At 69.8% G+C, this 21,799-nt stretch carries 22 protein-coding genes; 14 read left to right on the top strand and 8 right to left on the bottom strand.

The window, feature by feature from the left end:
* Nucleotides 1–50 precede the first annotated feature (50 nt).
* A complete protein-coding gene (locus ASC65_RS01215) occupies nt 51–275 on the bottom strand; it encodes an alkylphosphonate utilization protein (RefSeq protein WP_039245979.1) in 225 nt (74 codons plus the stop codon).
* Nucleotides 276–367: 92 nt separating this feature from the next.
* On the opposite strand from ASC65_RS01215, the gene ccmC reads away from it, so the two are divergent.
* The 6 genes from ccmC to ASC65_RS17420 all read left to right on the top strand — a co-directional run bounded on the left by ccmC (nt 368) and on the right by ASC65_RS17420 (nt 4,036).
* Nucleotides 368–1,090, top strand: coding sequence for a heme ABC transporter permease CcmC (ccmC, locus tag ASC65_RS01210; protein ID WP_056448342.1), 723 nt, complete (start codon nt 368–370; stop codon nt 1,088–1,090).
* 3 nt (nt 1,091–1,093) lie between these two features.
* Entirely contained in the window at nt 1,094–1,249 is a 156-nt protein-coding gene (gene ccmD / locus ASC65_RS01205) for a heme exporter protein CcmD (RefSeq protein ID WP_056448339.1), read from the top strand.
* Nucleotides 1,246–1,842 carry a DsbE family thiol:disulfide interchange protein gene (locus tag ASC65_RS01200; RefSeq protein ID WP_056448336.1) on the top strand — a complete coding sequence of 199 codons (597 nt, stop codon included), beginning with the start codon at nt 1,246–1,248 and terminating at the stop codon, nt 1,840–1,842. The genes ccmD and ASC65_RS01200 overlap by 4 nt, the downstream gene beginning before the upstream one ends.
* 60 nt (nt 1,843–1,902) lie before the next feature.
* Entirely contained in the window at nt 1,903–2,148 is a 246-nt protein-coding gene (locus ASC65_RS01195) for a hypothetical protein (RefSeq protein ID WP_056448334.1), read from the top strand.
* A gap of 64 nt (nt 2,149–2,212) precedes the next feature.
* Nucleotides 2,213–2,965 (top strand): DUF1223 domain-containing protein, encoded by a 753-nt coding sequence (locus ASC65_RS01190; RefSeq protein WP_056448332.1) that lies wholly within the window; start codon nt 2,213–2,215, stop codon nt 2,963–2,965.
* Nucleotides 2,966–3,052: 87 nt separating this feature from the next.
* Nucleotides 3,053–4,036 carry a hypothetical protein gene (locus ASC65_RS17420; protein WP_056448329.1) on the top strand — a complete coding sequence of 328 codons (984 nt, stop codon included), beginning with the start codon at nt 3,053–3,055 and terminating at the stop codon, nt 4,034–4,036.
* A 60-nt stretch (nt 4,037–4,096) separates the two neighbouring features.
* Here the strand turns inward: ASC65_RS17420 and ASC65_RS01180 are convergent, their stop codons facing one another.
* Nucleotides 4,097–5,173 carry a phosphotransferase family protein gene (locus tag ASC65_RS01180; RefSeq protein ID WP_056448328.1) on the bottom strand — a complete coding sequence of 359 codons (1,077 nt, stop codon included), beginning with the start codon at nt 5,171–5,173 and terminating at the stop codon, nt 4,097–4,099.
* Nucleotides 5,170–6,663 (bottom strand): glycerol kinase GlpK, encoded by a 1,494-nt coding sequence (gene glpK / locus ASC65_RS01175; protein WP_056448325.1) that lies wholly within the window; start codon nt 6,661–6,663, stop codon nt 5,170–5,172. The genes ASC65_RS01180 and glpK overlap by 4 nt, the downstream gene beginning before the upstream one ends.
* Before the next feature lie 256 nt (nt 6,664–6,919).
* Here glpK and ASC65_RS01170 point away from each other — a divergent pair, with 256 nt between their 5' ends.
* The 3 genes from ASC65_RS01170 to ASC65_RS01160 are packed head-to-tail and all read left to right on the top strand — an operon-like array spanning nt 6,920 to nt 8,704.
* On the top strand, nt 6,920–7,909 hold the full coding sequence (locus tag ASC65_RS01170; RefSeq protein ID WP_056448324.1) for a threonine ammonia-lyase: 990 nt from the start codon (nt 6,920–6,922) through the stop codon (nt 7,907–7,909).
* A 13-nt stretch (nt 7,910–7,922) separates the two neighbouring features.
* Nucleotides 7,923–8,405, top strand: coding sequence for a MaoC family dehydratase (locus ASC65_RS01165; protein WP_056448322.1), 483 nt, complete (start codon nt 7,923–7,925; stop codon nt 8,403–8,405).
* Nucleotides 8,405–8,704, top strand: a complete 300-nt coding sequence (locus ASC65_RS01160; RefSeq protein WP_056448321.1) for a hypothetical protein — start codon at nt 8,405–8,407, stop codon at nt 8,702–8,704. The genes ASC65_RS01165 and ASC65_RS01160 overlap by 1 nt, the downstream gene beginning before the upstream one ends.
* Before the next feature lie 160 nt (nt 8,705–8,864).
* On the opposite strand, the gene ASC65_RS01155 is transcribed toward ASC65_RS01160, so the two are convergent.
* Nucleotides 8,865–9,800, bottom strand: a complete 936-nt coding sequence (locus ASC65_RS01155) for a Gfo/Idh/MocA family protein (RefSeq protein WP_056448320.1) — start codon at nt 9,798–9,800, stop codon at nt 8,865–8,867.
* Nucleotides 9,801–9,815: 15 nt separating this feature from the next.
* On the bottom strand, nt 9,816–10,976 hold the full coding sequence (locus tag ASC65_RS01150) for a DegT/DnrJ/EryC1/StrS family aminotransferase (RefSeq protein WP_056449162.1): 1,161 nt from the start codon (nt 10,974–10,976) through the stop codon (nt 9,816–9,818).
* A gap of 165 nt (nt 10,977–11,141) precedes the next feature.
* Here ASC65_RS01150 and ASC65_RS01145 point away from each other — a divergent pair, with 165 nt between their 5' ends.
* On the top strand, nt 11,142–11,651 hold the full coding sequence (locus ASC65_RS01145) for a D-glycero-alpha-D-manno-heptose-1,7-bisphosphate 7-phosphatase (protein ID WP_056449159.1): 510 nt from the start codon (nt 11,142–11,144) through the stop codon (nt 11,649–11,651).
* Nucleotides 11,652–11,717: 66 nt separating this feature from the next.
* Nucleotides 11,718–12,587 (top strand): alpha/beta fold hydrolase, encoded by an 870-nt coding sequence (locus ASC65_RS01140; RefSeq protein WP_056448318.1) that lies wholly within the window; start codon nt 11,718–11,720, stop codon nt 12,585–12,587.
* A gap of 72 nt (nt 12,588–12,659) precedes the next feature.
* Here the strand turns inward: ASC65_RS01140 and ASC65_RS01135 are convergent, their stop codons facing one another.
* A complete protein-coding gene (locus ASC65_RS01135; protein ID WP_056448315.1) occupies nt 12,660–14,714 on the bottom strand; it encodes an NAD(+) synthase in 2,055 nt (684 codons plus the stop codon).
* Nucleotides 14,715–14,813: 99 nt separating this feature from the next.
* Here ASC65_RS01135 and ftsY point away from each other — a divergent pair, with 99 nt between their 5' ends.
* The 3 genes from ftsY to ASC65_RS01120 all read left to right on the top strand — a co-directional run bounded on the left by ftsY (nt 14,814) and on the right by ASC65_RS01120 (nt 17,053).
* On the top strand, nt 14,814–15,749 hold the full coding sequence (ftsY, locus tag ASC65_RS01130) for a signal recognition particle-docking protein FtsY (RefSeq protein WP_056448312.1): 936 nt from the start codon (nt 14,814–14,816) through the stop codon (nt 15,747–15,749).
* 8 nt (nt 15,750–15,757) lie between these two features.
* Nucleotides 15,758–16,354, top strand: a complete 597-nt coding sequence (locus ASC65_RS01125) for an inner membrane-spanning protein YciB (RefSeq protein WP_056448309.1) — start codon at nt 15,758–15,760, stop codon at nt 16,352–16,354.
* A gap of 75 nt (nt 16,355–16,429) precedes the next feature.
* Entirely contained in the window at nt 16,430–17,053 is a 624-nt protein-coding gene (locus tag ASC65_RS01120) for a MarR family winged helix-turn-helix transcriptional regulator (RefSeq protein ID WP_056448306.1), read from the top strand.
* A 182-nt stretch (nt 17,054–17,235) separates the two neighbouring features.
* On the opposite strand, the gene ASC65_RS01115 is transcribed toward ASC65_RS01120, so the two are convergent.
* A complete protein-coding gene (locus ASC65_RS01115; protein WP_056448303.1) occupies nt 17,236–19,446 on the bottom strand; it encodes a prolyl oligopeptidase family serine peptidase in 2,211 nt (736 codons plus the stop codon).
* A 153-nt stretch (nt 19,447–19,599) separates the two neighbouring features.
* A complete protein-coding gene (locus ASC65_RS01110; RefSeq protein ID WP_056448298.1) occupies nt 19,600–21,780 on the bottom strand; it encodes a prolyl oligopeptidase family serine peptidase in 2,181 nt (726 codons plus the stop codon).
* Between the last annotated feature and the right edge of the window lie 19 nt (nt 21,781–21,799).

Genomic DNA, 21,799 nt, shown 5'->3' with positions numbered 1-21,799 from the left:
CGAACCAGCATTCGAAGCAATGAGGCCCGGCTTCGCCGGGGAAGCGCGGCTCAGGCCTTCTTCACGAACTCGGTGCGCAGGACGAGGCCGCGGACTTTTTCTACGTTGGCTTCGATCTCGTCCGGGTCGCCGGTCAGGCGGATGTTCTTGACTAGGGTCCCACGCTTCAGGGTCACGCCGCCCGAGCCCTTGACCTTGAGGTCCTTGATCAGGGTCACGCTGTCGCCGTCGGCGAGCAGGTTGCCGTTGGAATCCTTGGTCACGTCGTCGGTCATCGGGGCCTCCTGAACTGCGCGACGCTCTAGCACACGGGGCGGGCGAAGCCTCAAGTAGCGCGACGCGCGATCAGCCGCTAAGGGACCTGCCGATGTTCGGCCTCGCCAATCCCGACCGCTTCATGCGCTTCACCCGCCCGATCACGCCCGTGGTCTGGGGGCTGGCGCTCGTGCTGCTGGCCGTCGGGACCTGGCTGAGCTTCACCGCGCCCGAGGACTACCAGCAGGGCGACACGGTGCGGATCATGTTCGTGCACGTGCCGGCCGCCTCGGTGGGGCTGGGCATCTATCTGGCGCTGGGCGTATCGAGCTTCTTCGCCCTGGTGTTCCGGCATCCGCTGGCCGACGCCGCCGCCCGCGCCGCAGCCCTGCCCGGCGCCGCCTATACGCTGCTGGCCCTGGTCACCGGCAGCCTGTGGGGCAAGCCGATGTGGGGCGCCTGGTGGGTGTGGGGCGACGCCCGGCTGATGTCCGAGCTGGTGCTGCTGCTGTTCTTCATCGCCTACATCGCCCTGCGATCCTCGATCGATGACGAAGCCAAGGCGGCGCGGGCCGCGGCGGTGCTCGGCCTGGTCGGGTTGATCAACCTGCCGATCGTCAAATTCTCCGTCGACTGGTGGAACACCCTGCACCAGCCGGCCTCGCTGCTGCGCGCCGAGGGGCCGTCGGTCACCGGCGACATCCTGGCCCCGCTGCTGGTCATGATGGCCGGCTATGGCCTGCTGTTCCTGGCGGTGTGGCTGACCTCCATCCACGGCGAGATCACCCGGCGTCGTGTGCTCGCCATCCGCGCCCGCCGCGCCCTGGAAGCCTGACCGATGCTCGACCTCGACATGGGCGCCTACGCCGCCTTCGTCTGGCCCGCCTGGGGCATCAGCGCCGTGGTGTTGGCCGCGGTGGCCGGGCGCGCCCTGCTGAGCGCTCGCCGCTGGTCGGCGGAGCTGCGCCGCCTCGAGAAGGAAACCCGCTCGTGAAGCGCTGGCTGGCCGTCATTCCCCTGGTCGGGATCGTCGCCCTGGTGGTGTTCGCCGCCATGCGGCTGGGCGACGTCGCCGGACGCTCGCTGGCCGAGGGCGGCCAGAGCAGCGAGTACCGCCCCTCGGCCCTGGTCGGGCAGCAGATCCCCGAGACCGTCCTGCCGATGCTGACGGGCGACAAGGCTGGGCCGGGCGTGCTGGACCTCAAGACCGCCGGCGTCGGCAAGCCGATGCTGGTCAACGTCTTCGCCAGCTGGTGCGCGCCCTGCAAGATCGAGCACCCCAAGCTGATGGAGCTGAAGGCGCGCGGCGTGGCCGTGGTCGGGGTGGCCTGGAAGGACGATCCGATCGCCACCCGCCGCTTCCTCGACGAGCTGGGCGACCCGTATTCCATGGTGCTGGTCGACCAGGAGGGCCGGGCCGGTCTGGACCTGGGCATCACCGGCGCGCCGGAGACCTTCGCCGTCGACGCCATGGGCAAGGTCGTGGCCAAGTCCTCGGGGCCGCTGATCAACGACGCCGAGATCGAGGCCATGGTCGCCGCCATCCAGGCCCCGCCGCGCCCGCTGCCGACCGCCACGACGCGCTAGGGCCGATCACGGCTAACGGCCGTTAACCCTTTACCGACGGTTTTCATTAACCCTGTCGGCATGAGCGCGATTCGTCCCCCGCTGCAGTCCCCGCTGTTCCCGAGCAAGGCTCCGGTGCAACTGCCGACGCGCGACCCGGCGGGCTCGCCGGTGCGCGCCTCGCGGTCGGATTTCTTCAAGGCGGCGCTGGACGGGGTGAAGCTCGAGCCGGAGGCCGCCCCGGCGGCCCGTGCGGCCCCCGCCTTCGCCCGCGCCTCCGAGGAGCGGATGCAGCGCCCGGGCTCGCTGCTCGACATCCGCGTCTGAACCTTCCGGGCCTCACGGGAAAATGAGGGGCGCGTCAGCGAGCCTTCTGATTAAGCTCCGCGCCATGCATTCAAGGGTCTGGGTCATCCCTGCGGCGGTCGCGACGGCCGCAGTGATTGCGGCAGGGTCGAGCGCCCAGCCGGCACCGACGCGCGCGAACCTGCGCGACGCGCCGGTCGAGCCGGTCATCGTCGAACTGTTCACCGCCCAGGGCTGCGCCGGCTGCCCCGAGGCCAACGCCCGCATTGAGGCGGTGGCCGACGAGCCGGGCGTCATCGCCCTGACCTACGCCGTCGACTACTGGGACTATCTCGGCTGGCAGGACACCTTCGCCCGACCCGAGTTCGCCCAGCGCCAGCGCGCCTACAGCCGTCCCCTCCGGCTGCGCGACGTATCGACGCCGCAGGTGGTCATCGACGGACGCCGCCAGGTCGCGGGCGCCCAGAACGCGGCGCTGAAGGCGGCGATCGAGGAAGAGGCCGCGCGGCGTGTCTTCCCGCCGGAGATCGAGTTCCGCGAATCCGGCGACCAGGTGGGAGTCGGCTCCGGCCGGGCGCCGTCCGGCGGCGCCGAGGTGGTGGCGGTGATCTACAAGCCCGGGCCGCAGACGGTGCAGATCGACCGCGGCGACAATCGCGGCCGCACCGTGCGCCAGGTCAATGTCGTGCGGGCGGTGCGCAATCTCGGGGAATGGACCGGTCGGCCGGTGCTGTATGACCTGCCGCAGGGCGTCGAGGACGGCGAGGCCGTGGCCGTGCTTGTGCAGGCCCGAGGCGATCGGCGGATCCTCAACGGCGCCGTTCTGGATCCGCACTGACCGTCAGCTTCCGTCACTGGCGCTTGTGGCCGCCCCGTGACAGTGCAAGCTTGGCCGCCCTAGAGCGCTGAGAATACAGGCTATCCCATGAGCCACAACGCCCGCCTCCTGACCGCCGTCGGCCTTGTGCTGGCCTGCGCGGCGCCGGCGGGGACGGCCCTGGCTCGGCAGGGGCCGCCTGCCCCCGTGCAACTCGCCGAGGCGCGCGAGACGCCGGAGTCCCGCGCCGTCAGCCGCGCGGTGGCCGCTGCTGAACTGGCCGCACAGGGCCGCCAACAAAACGACCCCGAGATGCTGCGGGAAGCGGCGCGCATGTTGGCCGAACTGCCGATGCGTTCCGGCCTGGGCGGGGATCCGGGCCTGGACCCGGTGCTGGCGCCGGACGCCCTGCTTCAGGAGGCGGCGGTCCTGGCTGGGAACGCCGCCGACCGAACCAGCATCGACGAGGTGGTGGTCACCGGCAACCGCGTCGAACGCGACAACAGCCGCGAAGCCTGGGAGCGCGAGCGCCGCGAGGCGGCCTTGGCGGAAAAGCGCGCCCAGGAGGAGGCCGAGGCGCGCGAACGGGAGCGTGAGGCCCAGGCCGACGACGCGGCCCCGCCCCCGCCCGCGCCCCCTCCGCCTCCGCCGCCGCCGCCGCCGCCGCCGCCTGCTCCTCCTGCTCCTCCCCCGCCGCCGCCGGCCCGGATGGAGCCGCCGGTGCCCACCCTGCCGGCGCCGGTCATGCCCGCGCCGAGGCCCGCCGCGCCGGCCGCGCCGCCCCTGGGTGTGCAATCCTCGCCGTTCGGGGCCGGCCCCATCTCGACCGTCAGGCGCCTGGGATCACGCGAAAGCTGGAGCTTCGACGTCGATGCGCGCGGGCTTGAGATCCTGCGGGTGGCGGCGATCGGCGACGGCGACACCGATGTCGACCTGGTGGTGCGAGACGCCAGCGGCCGCACCCTGTGCACCGACGGGCGCGGCGACCACTATCCGGTCTGCACCCTGTCGCCGAACGCCCCGGCGCGCCTGCGCATCGACGTGGTCAACCGCGGGCCGGTGTGGACCCGGGTGCAGGTGCTGACGAACTAGGGTCTTCGTTCGAGCGAAATCTGAGCCTTGCCGGTCTGCGACCGTCGAGACCGATTTCGCTCAGGCCCCGGCCTTCTGGGCGAAGCTCCACGCGCCGGCGGCGAGGAAGGGCACCTGGGCGGCCATGGTGCGGGCCTGGGGCGAAGCGGCGGTGCCGTCGCGGACGCGGCCGGCGATGCCCTGGCATATGGCCGCCAGGCGGAACAGGTTGTAGGCGAACAGCCAGTCGAGGTTCTGCGGGCGCTGGCCGGTCTGTTCGGCGTAGCGCGCGACCATCTCCTCCACCGAAGGAATGCCCAGGGCCTCGAGATCGGCGCCGGCCAGGCCGTTGCGCGCCTCCTGCGGTATGGCCCAGGCGATCAGCAGGTAGGAGAAGTCGGCCATGGGGTCGCCCAGCGTCGACAGCTCCCAGTCCAGGACGGCGCGGACCCTGGCCTCGGCCGGGTCGAGGATCAGGTTGTCGAGACGGAAGTCGCCGTGGACGATCCGGGCCGGGGCCTCGGGCGGCAGGGTGCGCGGCAGGAAGTCGATCAGCCGGTCCATGGCCTCGATCGGCTCGATCTCCGAGGCGCGGTACTGCTTGGTCCAGCGCCCGACCTGGCGCTCGAAATAGTTGCCCGGGCGACCGTAGTCGGCGAGTCCGATGGCGGCCGGGTCGAAGCGGTGCAGGGCGGCCAGCGCATCCACCTGGGACTCATAGATGGCGCGGCGCTCGGCGGGCTCCAGGCCGGGCAGTTTGAGGTCCCACAGGACCCGACCGTCGACCTTGTCCATGACGTAGAACATCGAGCCGATGACCGTATCGTCCGTGCACAGAGCATGCGGGCGGGCGACCGGGTATCCTTGGGCGTGCAGGGCCGAGATGACGGTGAACTCGCGGTCCACGGCGTGGGCGCTGGGCAGCAGGGTCCCGGGCGGCTTGCGGCGCAGGACGTAGGCCCGCCCGGGCGTGGTCAGTTCATAGGTCGGGTTGGACTGGCCGCCCTTGAACTGGCGGACCGTCAACGGGCCCTCGTAGCCGTCGACATGAGCGCTGAGCCAGGCGTCGAGCGCCGCCTCGTCCAGCGCGTAGCGGGGGTCGACCTCGCGGGTGCCCGAAAAGGTCGATTGGGCGTCTTCAGAAGCGGCTGTCGTCATGGCGCGGCGATGATGGCGGCCTTCACGGCGGCGCGCCAGCCCTCGAGCAGGCGGTCGCGCTCGGCGGCGGCCATGCGCGGCTCCCAGCGGGTCGGGGGCTCGACCGGATGGTCGTCGAGGTCGTCGATCAGGCCGACGCCGAGGGCCGCCAGCTTGGCGGCGCCCAGGGCCGTCATCTCCTGGAAGGCGGGGCGTTCGACAGGCACTTCGCAGATGTCGGCGACGAATTGCATGGCGAAGGCGTTGGCGGTGACCCCGCCGTCGACCTTGAGCACCGACAGCCGGGGGGCGCCGTCCTCGGCCAGGGCGTCGAGCAGGTCGCGGGTCTGGTAGGCGAGGCTCTCCAGGGCGGCGCGCACAAGGTGGGCCGGGCTCGAGTCGCGGGTCAGGCCGGTGATCGTCCCGCGGGCGTCGGGCTTCCACCACGGCGCCCCCAGGCCGGTGAAGCCGGGCACCAGATAGACGCCGCCGTTGTCGGCCAGGCCCTGCGCAAGCGCCTCGGACTGGGCGGAGTCGGCGATGACCCCGAGGCCGTCGCGCAGCCACTGGATGGCCGAGCCGGCCGAGAAAATCGAACCTTCCAGCGCATAGGCCTGGGCCCCGCCGACGGAATAGCCGAGCGTGCCGAGCAGGCGGCTGGTGGAGGTCACCGGCGTCGCGCCGACATTGGCGACCAGGAAGGCCCCGGTGCCGTAGGTGATCTTGGCGTCGCCCGGGTCGAGCGCCCCGTGGCCCACCAGAGCAGCCTGCTGATCGCCCGCCGCGCCATGGATGGGCAGGGCCGCGCCGAGCAGGGATGTCTCGGTGACGCCCAGCAGATCGGCGCATCCCCGGATGTCTGGAAGTCCCTCAAGCGGGACTTTGAACAGATCGGCGAGATCGGCCCGCCACGACAGGGTTTCGAGGCCCATCAGGGAGGTTCGGCTGGCGTTGGTCGCATCCGTGACATGGCTCTCGCCGGCCGTCAGCTTCCAGATCAACCAGCACTCGATGGTGCCCAGCTTGACCTCGCCGCGGGCGGCGCGCTCGCGGGAGCCCGGCACGGCGTCGAGCAGCCAGGCGAATTTCGAGGCCGAGAAATAGGGGTCGAGGATCAGGCCGGTGGCGGCCTGGACCATCGGCTCATAGCCGGCGGCGGCGAGCGCTCCGGTGGCGTCGGCGGTGCGCCGGTCCTGCCAGACGATGGCCTTGTGCAGCGGCTCGCCGGTGGCGGCGTCCCACAGCACCGAGGTCTCGCGCTGGTTGGTGATGCCGATGGCGGCGAAGCGGCCGACGCCGCCGGCCTTCTCGATCACCGCGCGACAGGTCTGCAGGGTCGCCGCCCAGATCTCGGCGGCGTCGTGCTCGACCCAGCCGGGCCTGGGGAAATGCTGTTGCAGCGCCACCTGGCTGACCGCCAACGGCTGCAAGCCGCCCTCGGGCGCGGTCTCGAAGGCGATGGCGCGGGTCGAGGTCGTGCCCTGGTCGATGGCGAGGATCAGCTGGGTCATGAGCGGATGCTAGAGCTTGGTCGGCGAGACTCAATCCCGGCGCAGCCGGAACCTGTCAGCCCTGCATGCACCGCCGGTCGGTTCGTCACGAAGGACACCAAGGGGGCACGAAGGACACGAAGGAGGTCGAGGGGCGCAGGTCTCTTTGTGCCCTTCGTGGATTTTCTTCGTGTCCTTCGTGACGAACCTTCAAGCGGCCGCTCGACCCTCGGATGCCCGGCTTTCGCCGGGATGAGCGGGGCGGTATGGCTAGCGCATGCACACCGCTTCCTTCGAAGGCGTCCGCGACGCCGCCCGCCAGATCGCCGGCCACGCCGTGCGCACCCCGCTGATCGAGAGCCCGGCCCTGAACGAGCAGGTCGGCGGGCGGGTGCTGCTCAAGGCCGAGAACCTGCAGCGCGCCGGGGCCTTCAAATTCCGCGGCGCCTACAACCGCATCAGCCGGCTGACGACGGAGGAGCTGAAGCGCGGTGTCGTCGCCTACTCGTCCGGCAACCACGCCCAGGCGGTGGCCTGCGCGGCGCGGATGATGGGGACCTCGGCCATCATCGTCATGCCCGCCGACAGCCCCAAGGTGAAGGTCGAGGGGGTCATCGGCTTCGGCGGCGAGGTGCGGCTGTACGACCGATATGCCGAAAGCCGCGAGGCCATCGGCGAGGAGATCGCCGAGACGCGCGGCTCGGTTCTGGTGCGGCCGTTCGACGATCCGTTCGTGATCGAGGGCCAGGGCACCACCGGGCTGGAGATCGTCGAACAGGCGGCCGAGGTCGGCGCGACGGTCGAGCAGCTGGTCTGCGGCGCCTCGGGCGGCGGGCTGATCGCCGGCATCAACCTGTCGATGGCGGCCCTGGCGCCCGACGCGCCAGTGATCGGCGTCGAGCCGCAGCACTACAACGACACCCTGCTGTCGATGGCGGCGGGCGAGCGGCTGACCCACGCCGCCGCGCCGGGGACCATCTGCGACGCCCTGATGACCGACCGGCCGGGCGAGCTGACCTTCCCGATCAACCGAAGGCTGGCCCGCATCGAGACCGTCTCGGACGCCGAGGTGGCCGAGGCGGTGCGCTATGCTTTCCGGGTGCTGAAGCTGGTGGTCGAGCCCGGCGGCGCCGTGTCGCTGGCGGCCCTGCTGGCCGGCAAGATCGAGGCGAAGGACCGCACCACGGCGGTGGTGCTGTCGGGCGGCAACGTCGACCCGGCCCTGTTCGCCGCCATCATCGAAGACCGATTCACCCCCATCCCCTAAGAAGGCCGCACGCATGAGCCGCACCGAACGCAAGGGCGTCCCGACGCCGACCGCCGACCTCGCCGGCCTGATCGGCCAGGAGGTCGGGGTCAGCCGATGGATCCGGGTCGACCAGGCCCGCATCGACGCCTTCGCCGAGATCACCGAGGACCGCCAGTTCATCCACATCGATCCGGAAGCGGCCAAGGCCACCCCGTTCGGCGGGACCATCGCGCACGGCTTCCTGACGCTGAGCCTGCTGTCGGCCATGACCTACGACGCCGTGCCGCCGCTCGAGGGCGTGGTGATGGGCGTCAACTACGGCTTCGACAAGCTGCGCTTCCTGGCCCCGGTGCCGACCGGCTCGAACGTGCGCGGGCGGTTCAAGCTGCTCAGCGCCGAGGACAGGGGCGGCGGCCGCTGGCTGATCAAGCACGAGGTCACCGTCGAGATCGAAGGCGCGGAGAAGCCCGCGCTGGTGGCCGAGTGGCTGGGGATGCAGATGGTGGGGGGCTGATGCCCTTCCTGCGGCACGAGGGTCGCCGGTTTCTCGAGCGCGATGGTCTGGCGTTCTGGCTGTCCTCGCCGGAGGCGATAGCGCAGCTTGAGCGCATCGACGGGCCGAGCGAGCAGCTCTACGTCGTCTACGCCGAGACGATCGAGGCGGCGATGCAGGCCCACTACGACCACCAGGGTTGGGGCCGGTACAAGCCGATCCCCGGCGTGACGGACATTCCCTACGACGCCGACCGGCTGGTTCAACAGCTCGACGAATACCCGGACGACGCCGAACTGCGGCGACTGAACGGGCTCTAGCCCCGACCTCGACGGGCTCGGCGCGTCAAGCCGAGGCCACCGTGCGATTCCGAAAGCCAAGCTTGACCATTCACGGCTAGGCCGGCGTCAAGCTGGACAGGACTGGGTCCCGGCTTTCGCCGGGATGAGCGGGATTGAAAAGCAGCTCAATGAGCGGGGCTTAGCCCTCCCCCAAGCACCGCAGCGCGACTTCCAGGTTCCGCAGGCCGTCCTCGCCGGTGACGGCCGGAGGCTCGCCGGTGCGGATGGCGTGGGCGAAGGCTTCGAGCTCCTTCTTGAGGGGCTCGTTGGGCCAGCTCATCACGCCGCGGGTCGAGTAGGAGCCGTCGGGCTGCTGGCCGAAATACTCGGTGACCTGGCGGGTCATCAGGTCGGCCACCACGAACTTGTTCTTGGTCGCCACCTGCAGGGTGCGGGTCTTGTAAGGCGTGACCCAGTTGGTGGTGATGTGGGCGATCGCCCCGCTCTCGAGGCGGAACTGGAGCAGGGCCGTGTCCTCGCGCTCGGCCTTGGTGCGGGCCAGCTGCGGCTGGACCTCGACGATCTCGGAATCCGTCAGGTGGCGGATGATGTCGATGTCGTGGACCGCCAGGTCGATGACCACCCCGACCTCGCCCATGCGCGGCGGGAAGGGGCCGACGCGGGTGATCTGGATGGAGATGACGTCCTCGCCGGTGATGGCGCGCTTGACCGCGTCGACGGCGGGATTGAAGCGCTCGACCTGGCCGACCATCAGGACGCGGTTGTTGGCCTTGGCCGCGTCGATCATGCGTCGCGCGTCCTCGAGGGTCGCGGCGATCGGCTTTTCGACCAGGACGTGGACGCCCTTCTCGAGCAGGGCCACCGACAGGTCGGCGTGGTGCCGGTTGGGCGTGGCGACCACGGCGGCGTCCAGGCCGGCGTCGACGAAGGCCTGGGCGTCGGTGACGGCGGTCGCGCCATAGGCGGCGGCGACGCCCTCGGCGGTCACGGCGTCCGGATCGAAGACGTGGGTCAGCTCGACGTCGCGGATGTCGGCGAGGACGCGGGCGTGGTTGCGGCCCATGACGCCGGCGCCGGCGACGCCGACCTTGAGGACGGACTGGTGGGTGGTCATGGATTCAGCCCCAAATCAGGCGTTGAAGGACGCGACGGCGGCGATGATGCGGTCCTGTGTAGCCTCATCGAGGTCGGCGTGCATCGGCAGGCTGATGACCCGGTCCTTCAGGCGTTCGGTGACCGGCAGCCCCTGCGGCCCGCGCGGGTAGATGTCGTAGGCCGGCTGCAGGTGCAGCGGGATCGGATAGTAGACGGCGGTGGGCACGCCCTGCTCTTTCAGGTGCGCCGCGAGGCCGTCGCGGTCGTCATGCTCGATCGTGTACTGGGCCCAGTTGGAGATGTTCCCGGCGGGCACGTCCGGCACGGCGGCGACGTGGGGGCGCAGGCCCTCGTTGTAGCGGGCCGCGATGCGGTTGCGCCATTCGATCTCCTGGCCGAAGACCTTCAGCTTCTCGATCAGGACGGCGGCCTGGATGGTGTCCAGACGGCTGTTCAGCCCGATGCGCATGTTCAGGTATTTGGGGTCGTGCTCGAAGGTGCGGTCCTTCAGGTCGATGGCCACCGCCTTGCCGTGCACGCGGATGGAATCGATCAGCTGGGCCAGCTCGTCGTCATTGGTCAGCACCGCGCCGCCGTCGCCGTAGCAGCCGAGCGGCTTGGCCGGGAAGAAGCTGGTGGTGGTGATGTCGGCCCATTTGAGGGGATGTTCGCCGTCGATGGTGCAGCCGAAGCCCTGAGCCGAGTCCGAGATCAGCTTCAGGCCGTGCTTGTCGCAGATGGCCTTGATGGCCGGATAGTCGGCGGGCTGGCCGAACAGATCGACGGCGATGACCACGCGCGGCTTCAGCCGGCCCTCGGCGATCGTGGCTTCGATGGCGGCGGCGAGATGGGCCGGGTCCATGTTGTAGGTCTTGGGGTCGACATCGATGAAGACCGGCTCCGCGTCGAACCACGGCACGATCTCGGCCGTGGCGGCGAAGGTGAAGCTGGGCACGAAGACGGCGTCGCCGCGGCCCACGCCCCAGGCCATCAGCGGCAGGGCCAGGGCGTCGGTGCCGTTGGCGCAGCCCAGCGCATGCTTGGCGTGGCCGAAGGCGGCGAGGTCGGCCTCGAACTGGCGGACCTGCGGGCCCATGACCCAGGCGCCGCCGACGACGGCTTCCTGGACGGCGGCTTCGATCTTGCCGGCGAGGCGCAGGCGTTGGGCCTGAAGGTCGATGAAGGGGATGGTCATGTCGGGACGGTCTCCGAACGCGCGCGGGCGCAGGCGGCGCGAGAACAACGCCGCGCCGAGGGTGGCGCTCCCTACCAAATCGACGCCGTCCGCGCCAAATGCCCGGGGGTCACTTCCCGTGACGGGTTGCAACGAACCGGACGGGCGCCCTAATCCCCCAGAATGATGACTGGCGTACCCGCCGTATTCCTCGATCGCGACGGCGTCCTGATCGAGGACACCGGCTATCCTCACCTGGAAGAACATCTGCGCCTCGTGCCCGGCGCGGACGCGGCGGTCCGCCGCCTGAACGCCCTGGGCTTCCTGTGCGTGATCGTCACCAATCAGTCGGGCGTGGCGCGGGGCCTCTTCACCGAGGCCCAGATGAAGGCCTTCAACGCCCTGATCGTGCGCAAGCTGGCGGCCAAGGGGGCGATCATCGGCGCCGTCTACGCCTGCCCCTATCATTCGGAAGGCCGGGTCGAGGCTTACATCCATCCCGACCACCCCGATCGCAAGCCGAACCCGGGGATGATCCTGCGCGCCATCCAGGACCATCAGATCGATCCGGCGCGCAGCTTCCTGATCGGCGACCAGCCGAGCGATCTGGAGGCGGCCCGCCGAGCGGGCGTGCCGGGCTTCCGCTTCGACGGCGGCGACCTCGACGACTTCGTCAAGGAACTGCTGGGGCACTGATCCCCAATCCGGGCGATGGTTTTCGCTGCCCGATGAATTAGAATCGAATCCCGACCGGAGACCTCGATGACCTACGCCGACCGCCGCTGGACCAGCCCCGATGGACTGAGCCTGTATGCGCGCGACTATGCGGCGGCGGCCGGCGCGGCCAAATTGCCGGTGATCGCCATTCACGGCCTGACCCGCAACTCGGCGGACTTCGAGGCGATCGCTCCGCTGATCGCCCAGAGCGGGCGCCGGGTGCTGGCCGTCGACGTGCGCGGCCGCGGCCGGTCGGACAATGCGCCGGACCCGATGACCTATGTCCCGGCGACCTACGCCCAGGACATACTGGCCCTTCTGCAGCAGACCGGCATCGAGCGGGCCGTCTTCCTGGGCACCTCCATGGGCGGCCTGATCACCATGGCCCTGGCGGCGGTGCGCTCGAAGGTCATCGCCGGCGCCATCATCAATGACGTCGGCCCGGAAGTGGCCAAGGAAGGGCTGGCGCGGATCGCCGCCTACACCGGCCAGCCGGTCGACACCCCGACCTGGGCCGAGGCGGCCGCCTATGTGAAACGGAACAACGAGGTCGCCTTCCCGCACTACAAGGACACCGACTGGAACGCCTTCGCCCGACGCGTCTTCCGCGAGGGCCCCGAGGGGTCGCCGGTGCTCAACTACGACCCCGACATCGTCGTGCCGATCAAGGCGGCGGGGGCCAAGGCCCTGGTCCCCAACCTGTGGCCGATGTTCACCCGACTGACCAAGGGGCGGCAGGTGCTGCTGGTGCGGGGCGAGAATTCCGACCTGCTCAGCCCGAAGATCCTGGCCAAGATGCAGAAGCGCGCCCCCCGCATGGACGTCGTGGAGGTGCCCGGCGTCGGCCATGCGCCGATGCTGGACGAGCCGGCGGCCAAGGCGGCGATCTTCCCGTTCCTTAGCGAGCTGGCTTGAGGAAGGTTCTGGGGACTAGGGACCAGGTTCCAGGGGCGGCTGCCCTAGAACCTAGAACCTAGAACCTAGTCCCTAGTCGGGGACGTTCGCCTCAAGCTCATCCAGCCAGACCCGCGCCGTGGCGTCCGAGGGCGCCCGCCAGTCGCCTCGCGGCGACAGCGAGCCGCCGGTGACCACCTTCGGTCCGTTCGGGACCGCCGAGCGCTTGAACTGGCTGGTCTGGAAGAAGCGGACCAGGAATTTGCGCAGCCAGTGCTTGATGGTCGCCAGGTCGTATTCGACCTTCTCCTCGTCCGGCGTGCCGGAGGGCCAGTGGCCGATCGAAGCGTCCTTCCAGGCTTGGTGGGCCAGGTAGGCGACCTTGGACGGGCGCAGGCCGAAGCGAGTGATGTAGAACAGGAAGAAGTCGTTCAGCGGATAGGGACCGACCGTGCCCTGGGTCGACTGGATCTTGCCGTCGACCGCGGGGACCAGCTCGGGTGAGATGTCGGTGGCCAGGATGCCGCGCAGCACCGGCGCGGCCTCGGAGCCGACCAGGGCGTGATCGGCGACCCAGCGGATCAGGTGCCGGATCAAGGTCTTCGCCACGCCGGCGTTGACGTTGTAGTGGCTCATGTGGTCGCCGACGCCGTAGGTGGCCCAGCCGAGGGCCAGCTCAGACAGGTCGCCGGTGCCCAGCACGAAGCCGCCATTCTGGTTGGCGAGGCGGAACAGATAGTCGGTGCGCAGCCCGGCCTGGACGTTCTCGAAGGTGATGTCGTGCACCGGCTCGCCCTTGGCGAAGGGGTGGCCGATGCCCTCGAACATGGTCATGGCCGTCGGGCGGATGTCGATCTCGGCCCCGGTGACGCCCAGCGCCTTCATCAGAGCCCAGGCGTTCGACTTGGTCCCCTCGGACGTGGCGAAGCCGGGCATGGTGTAGCCGAGGATGCCGGTGCGCGGCAGGCCGAGCTGATCGAAGGCGCGGCAGGCGACGAGCAGGGCCTGGGTCGAGTCCAGCCCGCCGGAGACGCCGATGACGAGGGTCTTGCCGTTGGTCGCCTTGAGCCGCCGCATCAGGCCTTGGACCTGGATGTTGAAGGCTTCGTAGCAGTCCTGGTCGAGCCGCCTGGCGTCGTCGGGGACGAAGGGGTGACGGTCCAGCGGACGGATCAGGTCGCCCTCGGTCAGGGTCTCGCGGGCCGCGAAGGCGACGCGCTGGAAGCGGGCCTCCTCGACCTCCGCCTTCGAGCAGTCGGCGAAGGTGCCGGTGCGCATCCGCTCCAGGCCGATGCGCTCGACATCGATGTCGGCGACGGTGAGGGTCGCCTCCATGGAGAAGCGCTCGTTCTCGGCCAGCTTGGCGCCCAGTTCGTAGATGATCGACTGGCCGTCCCAGGCCAGGTCGGTCGTGCTCTCGCCCCAGCCCGAGGCGGTGAAGACATAGGCGGCCATGGCCCGCGCCGACTGGCTGGCGCACAGCAGGGCGCGGTCGTCGGACTTGCCGATCAGGACGTTGGAGGCCGACAGGTTGAGCAGGATGCGCGCGCCCGCGAGCGCCTGGCGGGTCGAGGGGGGCAGCGGGGCCCAGTAGTCCTCGCAGATCTCCACGCCGAAGACGAAGTCGGGCCGGTTGTCGGCCTGGAAGATCAGCCCCGTGCCGAACGGCGCCCACAGCTGGCCGATGGCGATGTCGTCGTGGAAGGGGGCCAGGCCGATGGCGGAGGCGAACCAGCGCTTCTCATAATATTCTCGATAGTTCGGCAGATAGGTCTTGGGCACGACGCCCAGGACCGCGCCCTCGCCCAGCACGACGGCGCAGTTGTAGAGCCGGTCGCCGTCGCGGATCGGGGCGCCGATCACCGCCACCAGGCCCGTGCCCTGGGTGGCCTCGGCGAGGCGTTCGATCTGGCGGTCGACCTCGGCCAGGACGGTCTCCTGCAGCAGGAGGTCGTCGATGGCGTAGCCGCTGAGGCTGAGCTCCGGGAAGACCATCAGCTCGACGCCCTGGTCGACCGCTCGCGCGATCAGGGCGAGGTGTTGGTCGGCGTTGGCGACCGGGTCGGCGATGTGCACCACCGGGGTGGCGGCGGCGACGCGGACGAAGCCGTGGGCGGCCGGCGAGTGGAACAGGCGGGTATCGGCCACGGATCAGTCCTTCACGGTCTTATGCTCATATAGAGCCAAAGGCGACGCTTCGCCACGATTGCCCGTGACCTGCCAACCGGCGACCGCTAAAGCGGTTGCATGAACGATACGCCGAAGAAGGGCTGGCTCTCGCGCCTGAGCGAAGGCCTGTCCCGCACCTCGAAGCAGATGACCGAACAGGTCGTCGGCGCCTTCGTGAAGGAGCCCCTGTCGGAGAAGGCGCTCGAGGGGCTCGAGGAGCATCTGCTCGAGAGCGACCTCGGCCCGGCCGCCACCGACCGCATCGTCGCCCGTTTCCGCGAGCTGCGCTTCGCCGCCGGCGCCAATGAGCGCGAGGTCAAGGAGGCCCTGGCCGAGGCCGTGGCCGCTGAACTGGTCAACCACGAGGCCCGCTACGAGCCGCTGGGCGGGGCCAAGCCGTTCGTCACCCTGTTCGTCGGCGTCAACGGCTCGGGCAAGACCACGACCCTGGGCAAGATCGCCGCCGACCTGACCGGGCAGGGCGCCAAGGTGATGATTGTCGCCTGCGACACCTTCCGCGCCGCCGCCCGGGAACAGCTCAAGGTCTGGGCCGAGCGCGCCGGGGCGACCTTCGAGAGCCGCCGGGACGGGGCCGACCCGGCAGGCCTGGCCTTCGACGCCTACACCCGCGCCAGGGCCGAGGGCTATGACGTGGTGCTGATCGACACCGCCGGCCGGCTGCAGAACAAGTCGGCCCTGATGGACGAGTTGCTGAAGATCGTCCGGGTGCTGAAGAAGATCGATCCCGAGGCGCCGCACGAGACCCTGCTGGTGCTCGACGCCACGGTCGGCCGCAACGCCCTGGCCCAGGAGCAGATCTTCGGCCGCACCGCCTATGTGTCGGGCCTGGTGATGACCAAGCTGGACGGCACGGCGCGCGGCGGGGTGCTGGTCCCCGTGGCCCAGGCCTCGGACGCCCCGATCAAGCTGATCGGCGTCGGCGAGGGGATCGACGACCTGCAACCCTTCGACGCGCGAGCCTTCTCCCGTTCGCTCGTAGGCCTCGAGGACTGACACCGAGCATGAACGACGCCGCCGCCAACAACCGCGCCTGGGTGCGCCAGGTCGTCGACTTCGGGGCCCTGGGGGCCTTCGCGGTCGCCTTCTTCATCACCCGCGACCTGATCACCGCCGGCTGGGTGCTGGCCGTCGCCTCGGGCGTGGCCATCGCCATCGGCTATGCGGTCGAGAAGCGCATCGCCCCCCTGCCCGCCTTCGCCGGGGTGATCGCCCTGGTGTTCAGCGTCCTGGCCGTGGTCTTCCACGACGAGACCTTCATCAAGCTGAAGTTCACGGTGCAGAACGGCATCCTGGCGACGGTGCTGCTGGCCTCGCTGCCGTTCGGCAAATACCCGCTGAAATGGCTGCTCGGCGACGTCTTCCCCCTGACCAACGAGGGCTGGCGGCGGGTGACGATCAACTACGGCCTGTATTTCGCGGCCATCGCCCTGGTCAACGAGGCGGTGTGGCGGACCCAGACGGACGCCACCTGGGTCAAGTTCCGCATCGTCGTGGTGGTGCTGGCCATCGTCTTCGGCGGGCTTCAGGTCTATCTGTTGAAGGACCATCTTCTGAAGGACGAGGAAACGGGGCCGACGACGCCCGATCCTGGTCTCTGATCCCCGCGTTGCTCCGTCGTCAAACCGTAAAGCGCCGGTGGTAGCTTTACGGCAGACAACCGAGGGATACGGGTCATGGTGAAGTCCGGCAACAAGGCCAAGCGCGGCGGCGGTCTGTCCGCCTCGCCCAGCCATCTGATCCACCGCGCCCTGCAGCTGGCGCTGGACATCTATGCCGAGGAGACGGGCCCGGACGGCCTGACCCAGCGCCAGTTCGCGGTGCTGGAGGCGGTCAGCCACAAGTCGGGCCTGACCCAGACCGATCTGGTGCGGGCCACGGGCATCGACCGCTCGACCCTGGCCGACCTGGTCGCCCGCATGACCACCAAGGGCCTCCTGGAGCGCGAGCGCTCGGTGATCGACGCCCGGGCCAAGGCGGTGCGGCTGTCGGAAACGGGGCAGGCGGCGCTGGAGGCGGCCCGGCCGCGCGTCGAGGCCGCGGACAAGCGGATCATGGCCCTGCTGCCCAAGGGCAAGCGCGACGGCTTCCTGGAGTTGCTCGGCGAACTGGCCGGCGAGGCCGACGCCGCCCCGGTCAAGGCCAAGGCCGAAGCCAAGGCCGCCAAGAAGGCCGCCCGCGAACTGAAGAAGGCCGAGAAACTGGCCCGCAAGGCCTCGAAAGGGGACAAGCCGGAAAAGGCCCTGAAAGCCGACAAGCCGGCCAAGACCGCCAAGCTCAAGCTGGTCGAGCCGGTCTGAGCGAAGGGCGGCGGGCAGGGCGCCCGGATAGTGGTTAGTGATTAGTGGGTGGCGGCGTCAGCGCCGACGCCCGCATTTCTCCAACGGCGTCGCCGCATCGAACCACTAATCACTAGCCACTAATCACTTCCAAGCCGCTGTCGGCCGGGGATTGGCCACCCCGCCCCGGGAGCGCCCCACCCTCAATCCATCAACTGCTGCGCCAGATAGACGTAGTGCCTCGCCCAGCGGCGGGCGTTGGCGACCGGGTCGGCGTCGTTGGAGTGACCGCCGGCGGTTTCCTCATAGTAGAGGTGCGCATAGCCCATGTCCTCGAGACGGGCCGCGAACTTGCGGGCGTGACCCGGGTGGACGCGGTCGTCGCGGGTGTTCGTCGTGATGTAGACGCGCGGATACTCCGCCCCCGGACGAAGCTGCTGATAGGCCGAGTAGCGGGCGATGTAGGCGGCGTCCTCGGGGATGCGCGGATCGCCGTATTCGCCGATCCAAGAGGCCCCGGCGGGCAGCTCGTGATAGCGCAGCATGTCGATCAGCGGGCTCTCGATGACCGCGGCGTTGAACAGCTCCGGGTGCTGGGTGATCGACACAGAGGTCAGCACCCCGCCGTTGGAGCGGCCGTAGATGCCGGTGCGGCGCGGGCTGGTGATACCGCGGGCCTGCAGGTCCGCCGCCACGGCCGCGAAGTCGTCGAAGGCCAGCTGACGGTGCTCTTTGAGCACCGACTGGTGCCAGGTCGGGCCGAACTCGCCGCCGCCGCGGATGTTGGCGTTGACGAAGACGCCGCCGTTCTCGAGCCACAGCTTGCCCATCTCGGGGATGTAGGCCGGCGGCTTGGAGACCTGGAAACCGCCGTAGCCGAACAGGATGGTCGGGGCGTGGCCGTCGCGGACCAGGTCCTTCGGCATGACGGCGAAATAGGGGATCTTGGTCCCGTCCGACGAGGTCGCCTCGAACTGCTCGACGACATGGGTCGAGGCGTCGAAACGGGCCGGGGCGGTGCGCAGGGTCTCGGACGAGCCGGCGCCGATGTCGGCCAGGCTGAGGGTCGACGGGGTGAGGAAGCCCTCGACCGAATAGAAGACGCGGCCGCTGGACTTGGACGAGTCGCCGAGGTGAACAGAGACGTTCTCCGGCGTCGGCAGCGCCGTGGCGCGCCAGCCGTCGGGGCCGGGTGAGAAGGTGGTCAGACCCCCGCGGACGTTGTCGTAGATGGTGGCGACGAGGCGGTCGCTCAGGACCCGGACTTCCTCGACCGACTGGCGCGGGCCGGGGGCGAAGACGAGGGCTTCGGCGCGGCGGGTCAGGGCGGCGTCGCGGACCTCGCCGAGGCGAGCGATCGGCGGCGCCAGCAGGGAACCGGCGGCGTAGGTCTCGCCGTCGAAGGTCCAGGGCTCCTCGACCGAGAAGACCAGGCGGCCGTCGAAGGCGCCGAGCACTGAAGAGCGGGCCGGCAGGGTCAGGCGGTACGGCTTGCCGTCCGAGCCCAGGGCCCAGGTCTCGGAGCGGAAGGTGTCGAGCGGGCGGGTGATGACGGTCGCCAGGACGCGGCCGTCCTTGTCGCGGAACACGCTCGGGCTCACCCCATAGCCGCCGTCGCCGATGTCGCCGCGGTAGACCTCGGTGGCCTGGTCCAGCGTCTGGCCACGCTTCAGCGCCTTGACGATGAAGGGGTAGCCGGACTCGGTCAGGGTCTCCGGCCCGAAGTCGGTGGCGACCAGCAGGGTGCCGCGGTCCAGCCATTCGAGGCGGTGCTTGCCTTCCGGCAGGATGAAGCCGTCCTCAACCCACAGGCCGGTCGTGGTGTCGAACTCGCGCACCACCACGGCGTCCTTGCCGCCGTCGGACAGGCTGACCAGGCAGCGGCTCTCGTCGGGAGCGAGGCAGTCGGCGCCCTTCCAGACCCAGTCCTTGCCCTCGGCCTTGGACAGGGCGTCGATGTCGAGAAGGACCCGCCAGGCGGGCGACGCCGAGCGGTAGGACTCCAGGGTGGTGCGGCGCCAGACGCCCTTGGGATTGGCCGCGTCCTGCCAGAAATTGCCGATGCCCTCGCCGAGGAAGCTGGGCGCCGGGATGCGGTCGGTGGCGGTCAGGATCGCCTCGGCCTGCTGGCGGAACGGCTCGTAGCGGCGGTCGCCGGTGAGGGAGGACAGGCTCTTCTCGTTGGAGGCATGGACGAAGGCCATGGCCTCGGCGCCGTCGACCTGTTCGAGGGCCAGGTGGTCGTCGGCGGCGCGGACCCCGGCGGGGGTCAGGTCGGCGGGGAAGTGGGGCGGGGTCGCGACCCGCTTGGCCGGGACGACGATCGAGGCGTCGCCCTGGGCCTGCTGGGCGGCGGCGGGGACCGCTGCGAGAAGGATGGCCGGGATGGCGGCGGTCAGCAGCAGACGATTCATCAAAAGCTCCAGGGACTCAGTTCCTCCCCCACAGGGGGAGGGGGACCATCCGAAGGATGGTGGAGGGGGATTTGGGCCGGAGGGCGGTGAAGGGGCAGCCCCCTCCACCGCTTCGCGGTCCCCCTCCCCCAAGCGGGGGAGGAATGCGGGCCGTTATTCCTGCGCCGGCGAGTCCATCAGGCGGCGCGACAGATAGGTGTATTCGAGCGCCAGGCGGCGGGCAGTTTCCTGGAGGTTGGCGCCGGCGGCGTGGCCGCCGTCGGTGTTCTCGTAGAACAGCACCGGATAGCCGAGCTCCTCCAGACGGGCCGCAGCCTTGCGGGCGTGGCCCGGGTGGACGCGGTCGTCCTTGGTCGAGGTGTGGATGAAGACTTCCGGGTAGGGCTGGCCGGCGCGCAGGTTCTGGTAGGGCGAATACTGCTCGATCCAGGCGCGCTGCTCGGGGATGTCCGGGTCGCCGTATTCGGCGATCCACGAGTGGCCGGCGAGCAGCTTGTGGAAGCGCAGCATGTCGAAGAGCGGCACCTGGATGACGGCGCCGTTGATCAGGTCCGGGCGCTGGGTGAGCATGGCGCCCATGAACAGGCCGCCCTGCGAGCCGCCCATGATGCCCAGCTTGGGCTGGGAGGTGATGTTGCGGGCCTGCAGGTCCAGGGCGACGGCCTGGAAGTCCTCGTGGGCGCGCTGCCGGTTCTGCTGCAGCGCCGCCTGGTGCCAGCGCGGGCCGAACTCGCCGCCGCCGCGGGTGTTGGCGACGACATAGACGCCGCCGCGCTCCAGCCACAGCTTGCCGACCGTGGCTGAATAGCCGGGCAGCAGCGAGTTCTGGTAGCCGCCGTAGCCGTACAGCAGGGTCGGATTGGAGCCGTCCAGCGGCATGTCGCCCTTATGGACGACGAAGTAGGGGATCATGGTCCCGTCGGCCGATCGGGCTTCGAATTGCTCGACCACCATGCCGGCGGCGTCGAACTTGGCCGGCAGCGACTTGACCACCGCGGCGTCGGTCGTGGCGGCGTCGGCGAGGTAGAGGCTGGACGGGTTCAGATAGCCGGCGACGCTGACGAAGATCTTGTCGTCGATTTCACTGGCCGAGCCGACGCCGACGGTGACGTTCTGCGGCAGGTCGAGACGGGTGCGGGCCCATTCGCCCGCGGCGTTCGGCTCATAGACGTACACCGAGCCGCGGACGTTTTCGTACAGGGCCACGACCAGCTTGTTGCGGGTGTTGGTGATGCCCTCGATGGCTTCACGGTCGGTCGGGCGGATGACCAGCTGGGCCGGGGTCGCCGGATCGGCCAGCCACTGATCCAGGTTCCAGGCGATGACGTCGCCGGTCTTGAATTGCTGGCCCGAGGGGGCGGTCCAGTCCTGGTCGGTGGTGACCACCATCTGGCCCTTGACCAGGGCGTTGATGTTCGACTTGGCCGGAAGCTGGAGCTGGACGGTCGTGCCGTCCGCCTTCAGCAGGTGGGTCTCGCCCTCGTAGAAGCTGACGCCGCGGTTGATCAGGGTGGCCTGGATGACGCCGTCGGCGTCACGCAGGGTGTAGGCAGAGACCGAGACGTCGCTCTGCTGGCCGGTGAAAACGGTCCTGGCCTGATCCAGGGTCTGGCCGCGCTTCAGCACCTTGACGATCATCGGATAGCCCGAGTTGGTCATGGTGCCGGGGCCGAAGTCGCGCGAGACCAGCAGGGTGTCCTGGTCAACCCAGGTCGCGCCGCCCTTGGACTCCGGCAGGACGAAACCGCCGTCGACGAAGGTCTTCGTCGTGCGGTCGAACTCGCGGATGGTCACCGCGTCCTTGCCGCCATCCGAGAGGGAGACGAGGCAGCGGGTCTCCTCCGGCGGCAGGCAGGTCGCGCCCTTGTAGACCCAGTTCTTGCCTTCGGCGCTGGCGAGGGCGTCGAAGTCGAGCACCGTCTCCCACTGCGGCGCGGCGGTGCGGTAGCTGTCCAGGCTGGTGGTGCGCCAGACGCCGCGGACGTGGGTCGCGTCCTGCCAGAAATTGTCGATCGTGCCGTCGTGGTTGAAGCCCGGCGACGGGATGCGGTCGCGCGACTGGACGATCTCCAGCGCCTGCTGGTGCAGGGTCTCGTAGCGGGGGTCGCCGCGCAGCACGCCGAGCGAGCGCTCGTTGTGTTCCTTGACCCAGGCCATGGCGCGCTCGCCCTCGACCTCTTCCAGCCACAGGTAGGGATCGGTCGCGTCCGAGCTGGCGAAGCCGCCGCCGGAGGCCTCGGAAGGCGCGGCGGGAGCGGGTGTTGTCTGGGCCATGGCGGCGCTCGAAAGGGCGGTGGAGGCGAGAAGCGCGGCGAGCGCGGCGGTGCGGATCATAGATGGGTCCCCGACGGAT

The organism is Brevundimonas sp. Root1279, from assembly GCF_001425945.1.
In the GTDB taxonomy this organism is placed as follows: Bacteria; Pseudomonadota; Alphaproteobacteria; order Caulobacterales; family Caulobacteraceae; genus Brevundimonas.
Note: the sequence above shows the minus strand (reverse complement) of the source record. Positions and strands in the feature narration are given on the sequence as shown.

Coding starts and splice junctions, on each gene's coding strand:
- ASC65_RS01155 (WP_056448320.1), bottom strand. CDS start 9,800: ATGACCACCCACCAGTCCGTCCTCAAGGTCGGCGTCGCCGGCGCCGGC.
- ftsY (WP_056448312.1), top strand. CDS start 14,814: ATGAACGATACGCCGAAGAAGGGCTGGCTCTCGCGCCTGAGCGAAGGC.
- ASC65_RS17420 (WP_056448329.1), top strand. CDS start 3,053: ATGAGCCACAACGCCCGCCTCCTGACCGCCGTCGGCCTTGTGCTGGCC.
- ccmD (WP_056448339.1), top strand. CDS start 1,094: ATGCTCGACCTCGACATGGGCGCCTACGCCGCCTTCGTCTGGCCCGCC.
- ASC65_RS01125 (WP_056448309.1), top strand. CDS start 15,758: ATGAACGACGCCGCCGCCAACAACCGCGCCTGGGTGCGCCAGGTCGTC.
- ASC65_RS01165 (WP_056448322.1), top strand. CDS start 7,923: ATGAGCCGCACCGAACGCAAGGGCGTCCCGACGCCGACCGCCGACCTC.
- ASC65_RS01170 (WP_056448324.1), top strand. CDS start 6,920: ATGCACACCGCTTCCTTCGAAGGCGTCCGCGACGCCGCCCGCCAGATC.
- ASC65_RS01190 (WP_056448332.1), top strand. CDS start 2,213: ATGCATTCAAGGGTCTGGGTCATCCCTGCGGCGGTCGCGACGGCCGCA.
- ASC65_RS01150 (WP_056449162.1), bottom strand. CDS start 10,976: ATGACCATCCCCTTCATCGACCTTCAGGCCCAACGCCTGCGCCTCGCC.
- ASC65_RS01145 (WP_056449159.1), top strand. CDS start 11,142: ATGACTGGCGTACCCGCCGTATTCCTCGATCGCGACGGCGTCCTGATC.
- ASC65_RS01180 (WP_056448328.1), bottom strand. CDS start 5,173: ATGACGACAGCCGCTTCTGAAGACGCCCAATCGACCTTTTCGGGCACC.
- ASC65_RS01215 (WP_039245979.1), bottom strand. CDS start 275: ATGACCGACGACGTGACCAAGGATTCCAACGGCAACCTGCTCGCCGAC.
- glpK (WP_056448325.1), bottom strand. CDS start 6,663: ATGACCCAGCTGATCCTCGCCATCGACCAGGGCACGACCTCGACCCGC.
- ASC65_RS01120 (WP_056448306.1), top strand. CDS start 16,430: ATGGTGAAGTCCGGCAACAAGGCCAAGCGCGGCGGCGGTCTGTCCGCC.
- ASC65_RS01110 (WP_056448298.1), bottom strand. CDS start 21,780: ATGATCCGCACCGCCGCGCTCGCCGCGCTTCTCGCCTCCACCGCCCTT.
- ccmC (WP_056448342.1), top strand. CDS start 368: ATGTTCGGCCTCGCCAATCCCGACCGCTTCATGCGCTTCACCCGCCCG.
- ASC65_RS01195 (WP_056448334.1), top strand. CDS start 1,903: ATGAGCGCGATTCGTCCCCCGCTGCAGTCCCCGCTGTTCCCGAGCAAG.
- ASC65_RS01115 (WP_056448303.1), bottom strand. CDS start 19,446: ATGAATCGTCTGCTGCTGACCGCCGCCATCCCGGCCATCCTTCTCGCA.
- ASC65_RS01160 (WP_056448321.1), top strand. CDS start 8,405: ATGCCCTTCCTGCGGCACGAGGGTCGCCGGTTTCTCGAGCGCGATGGT.
- ASC65_RS01140 (WP_056448318.1), top strand. CDS start 11,718: ATGACCTACGCCGACCGCCGCTGGACCAGCCCCGATGGACTGAGCCTG.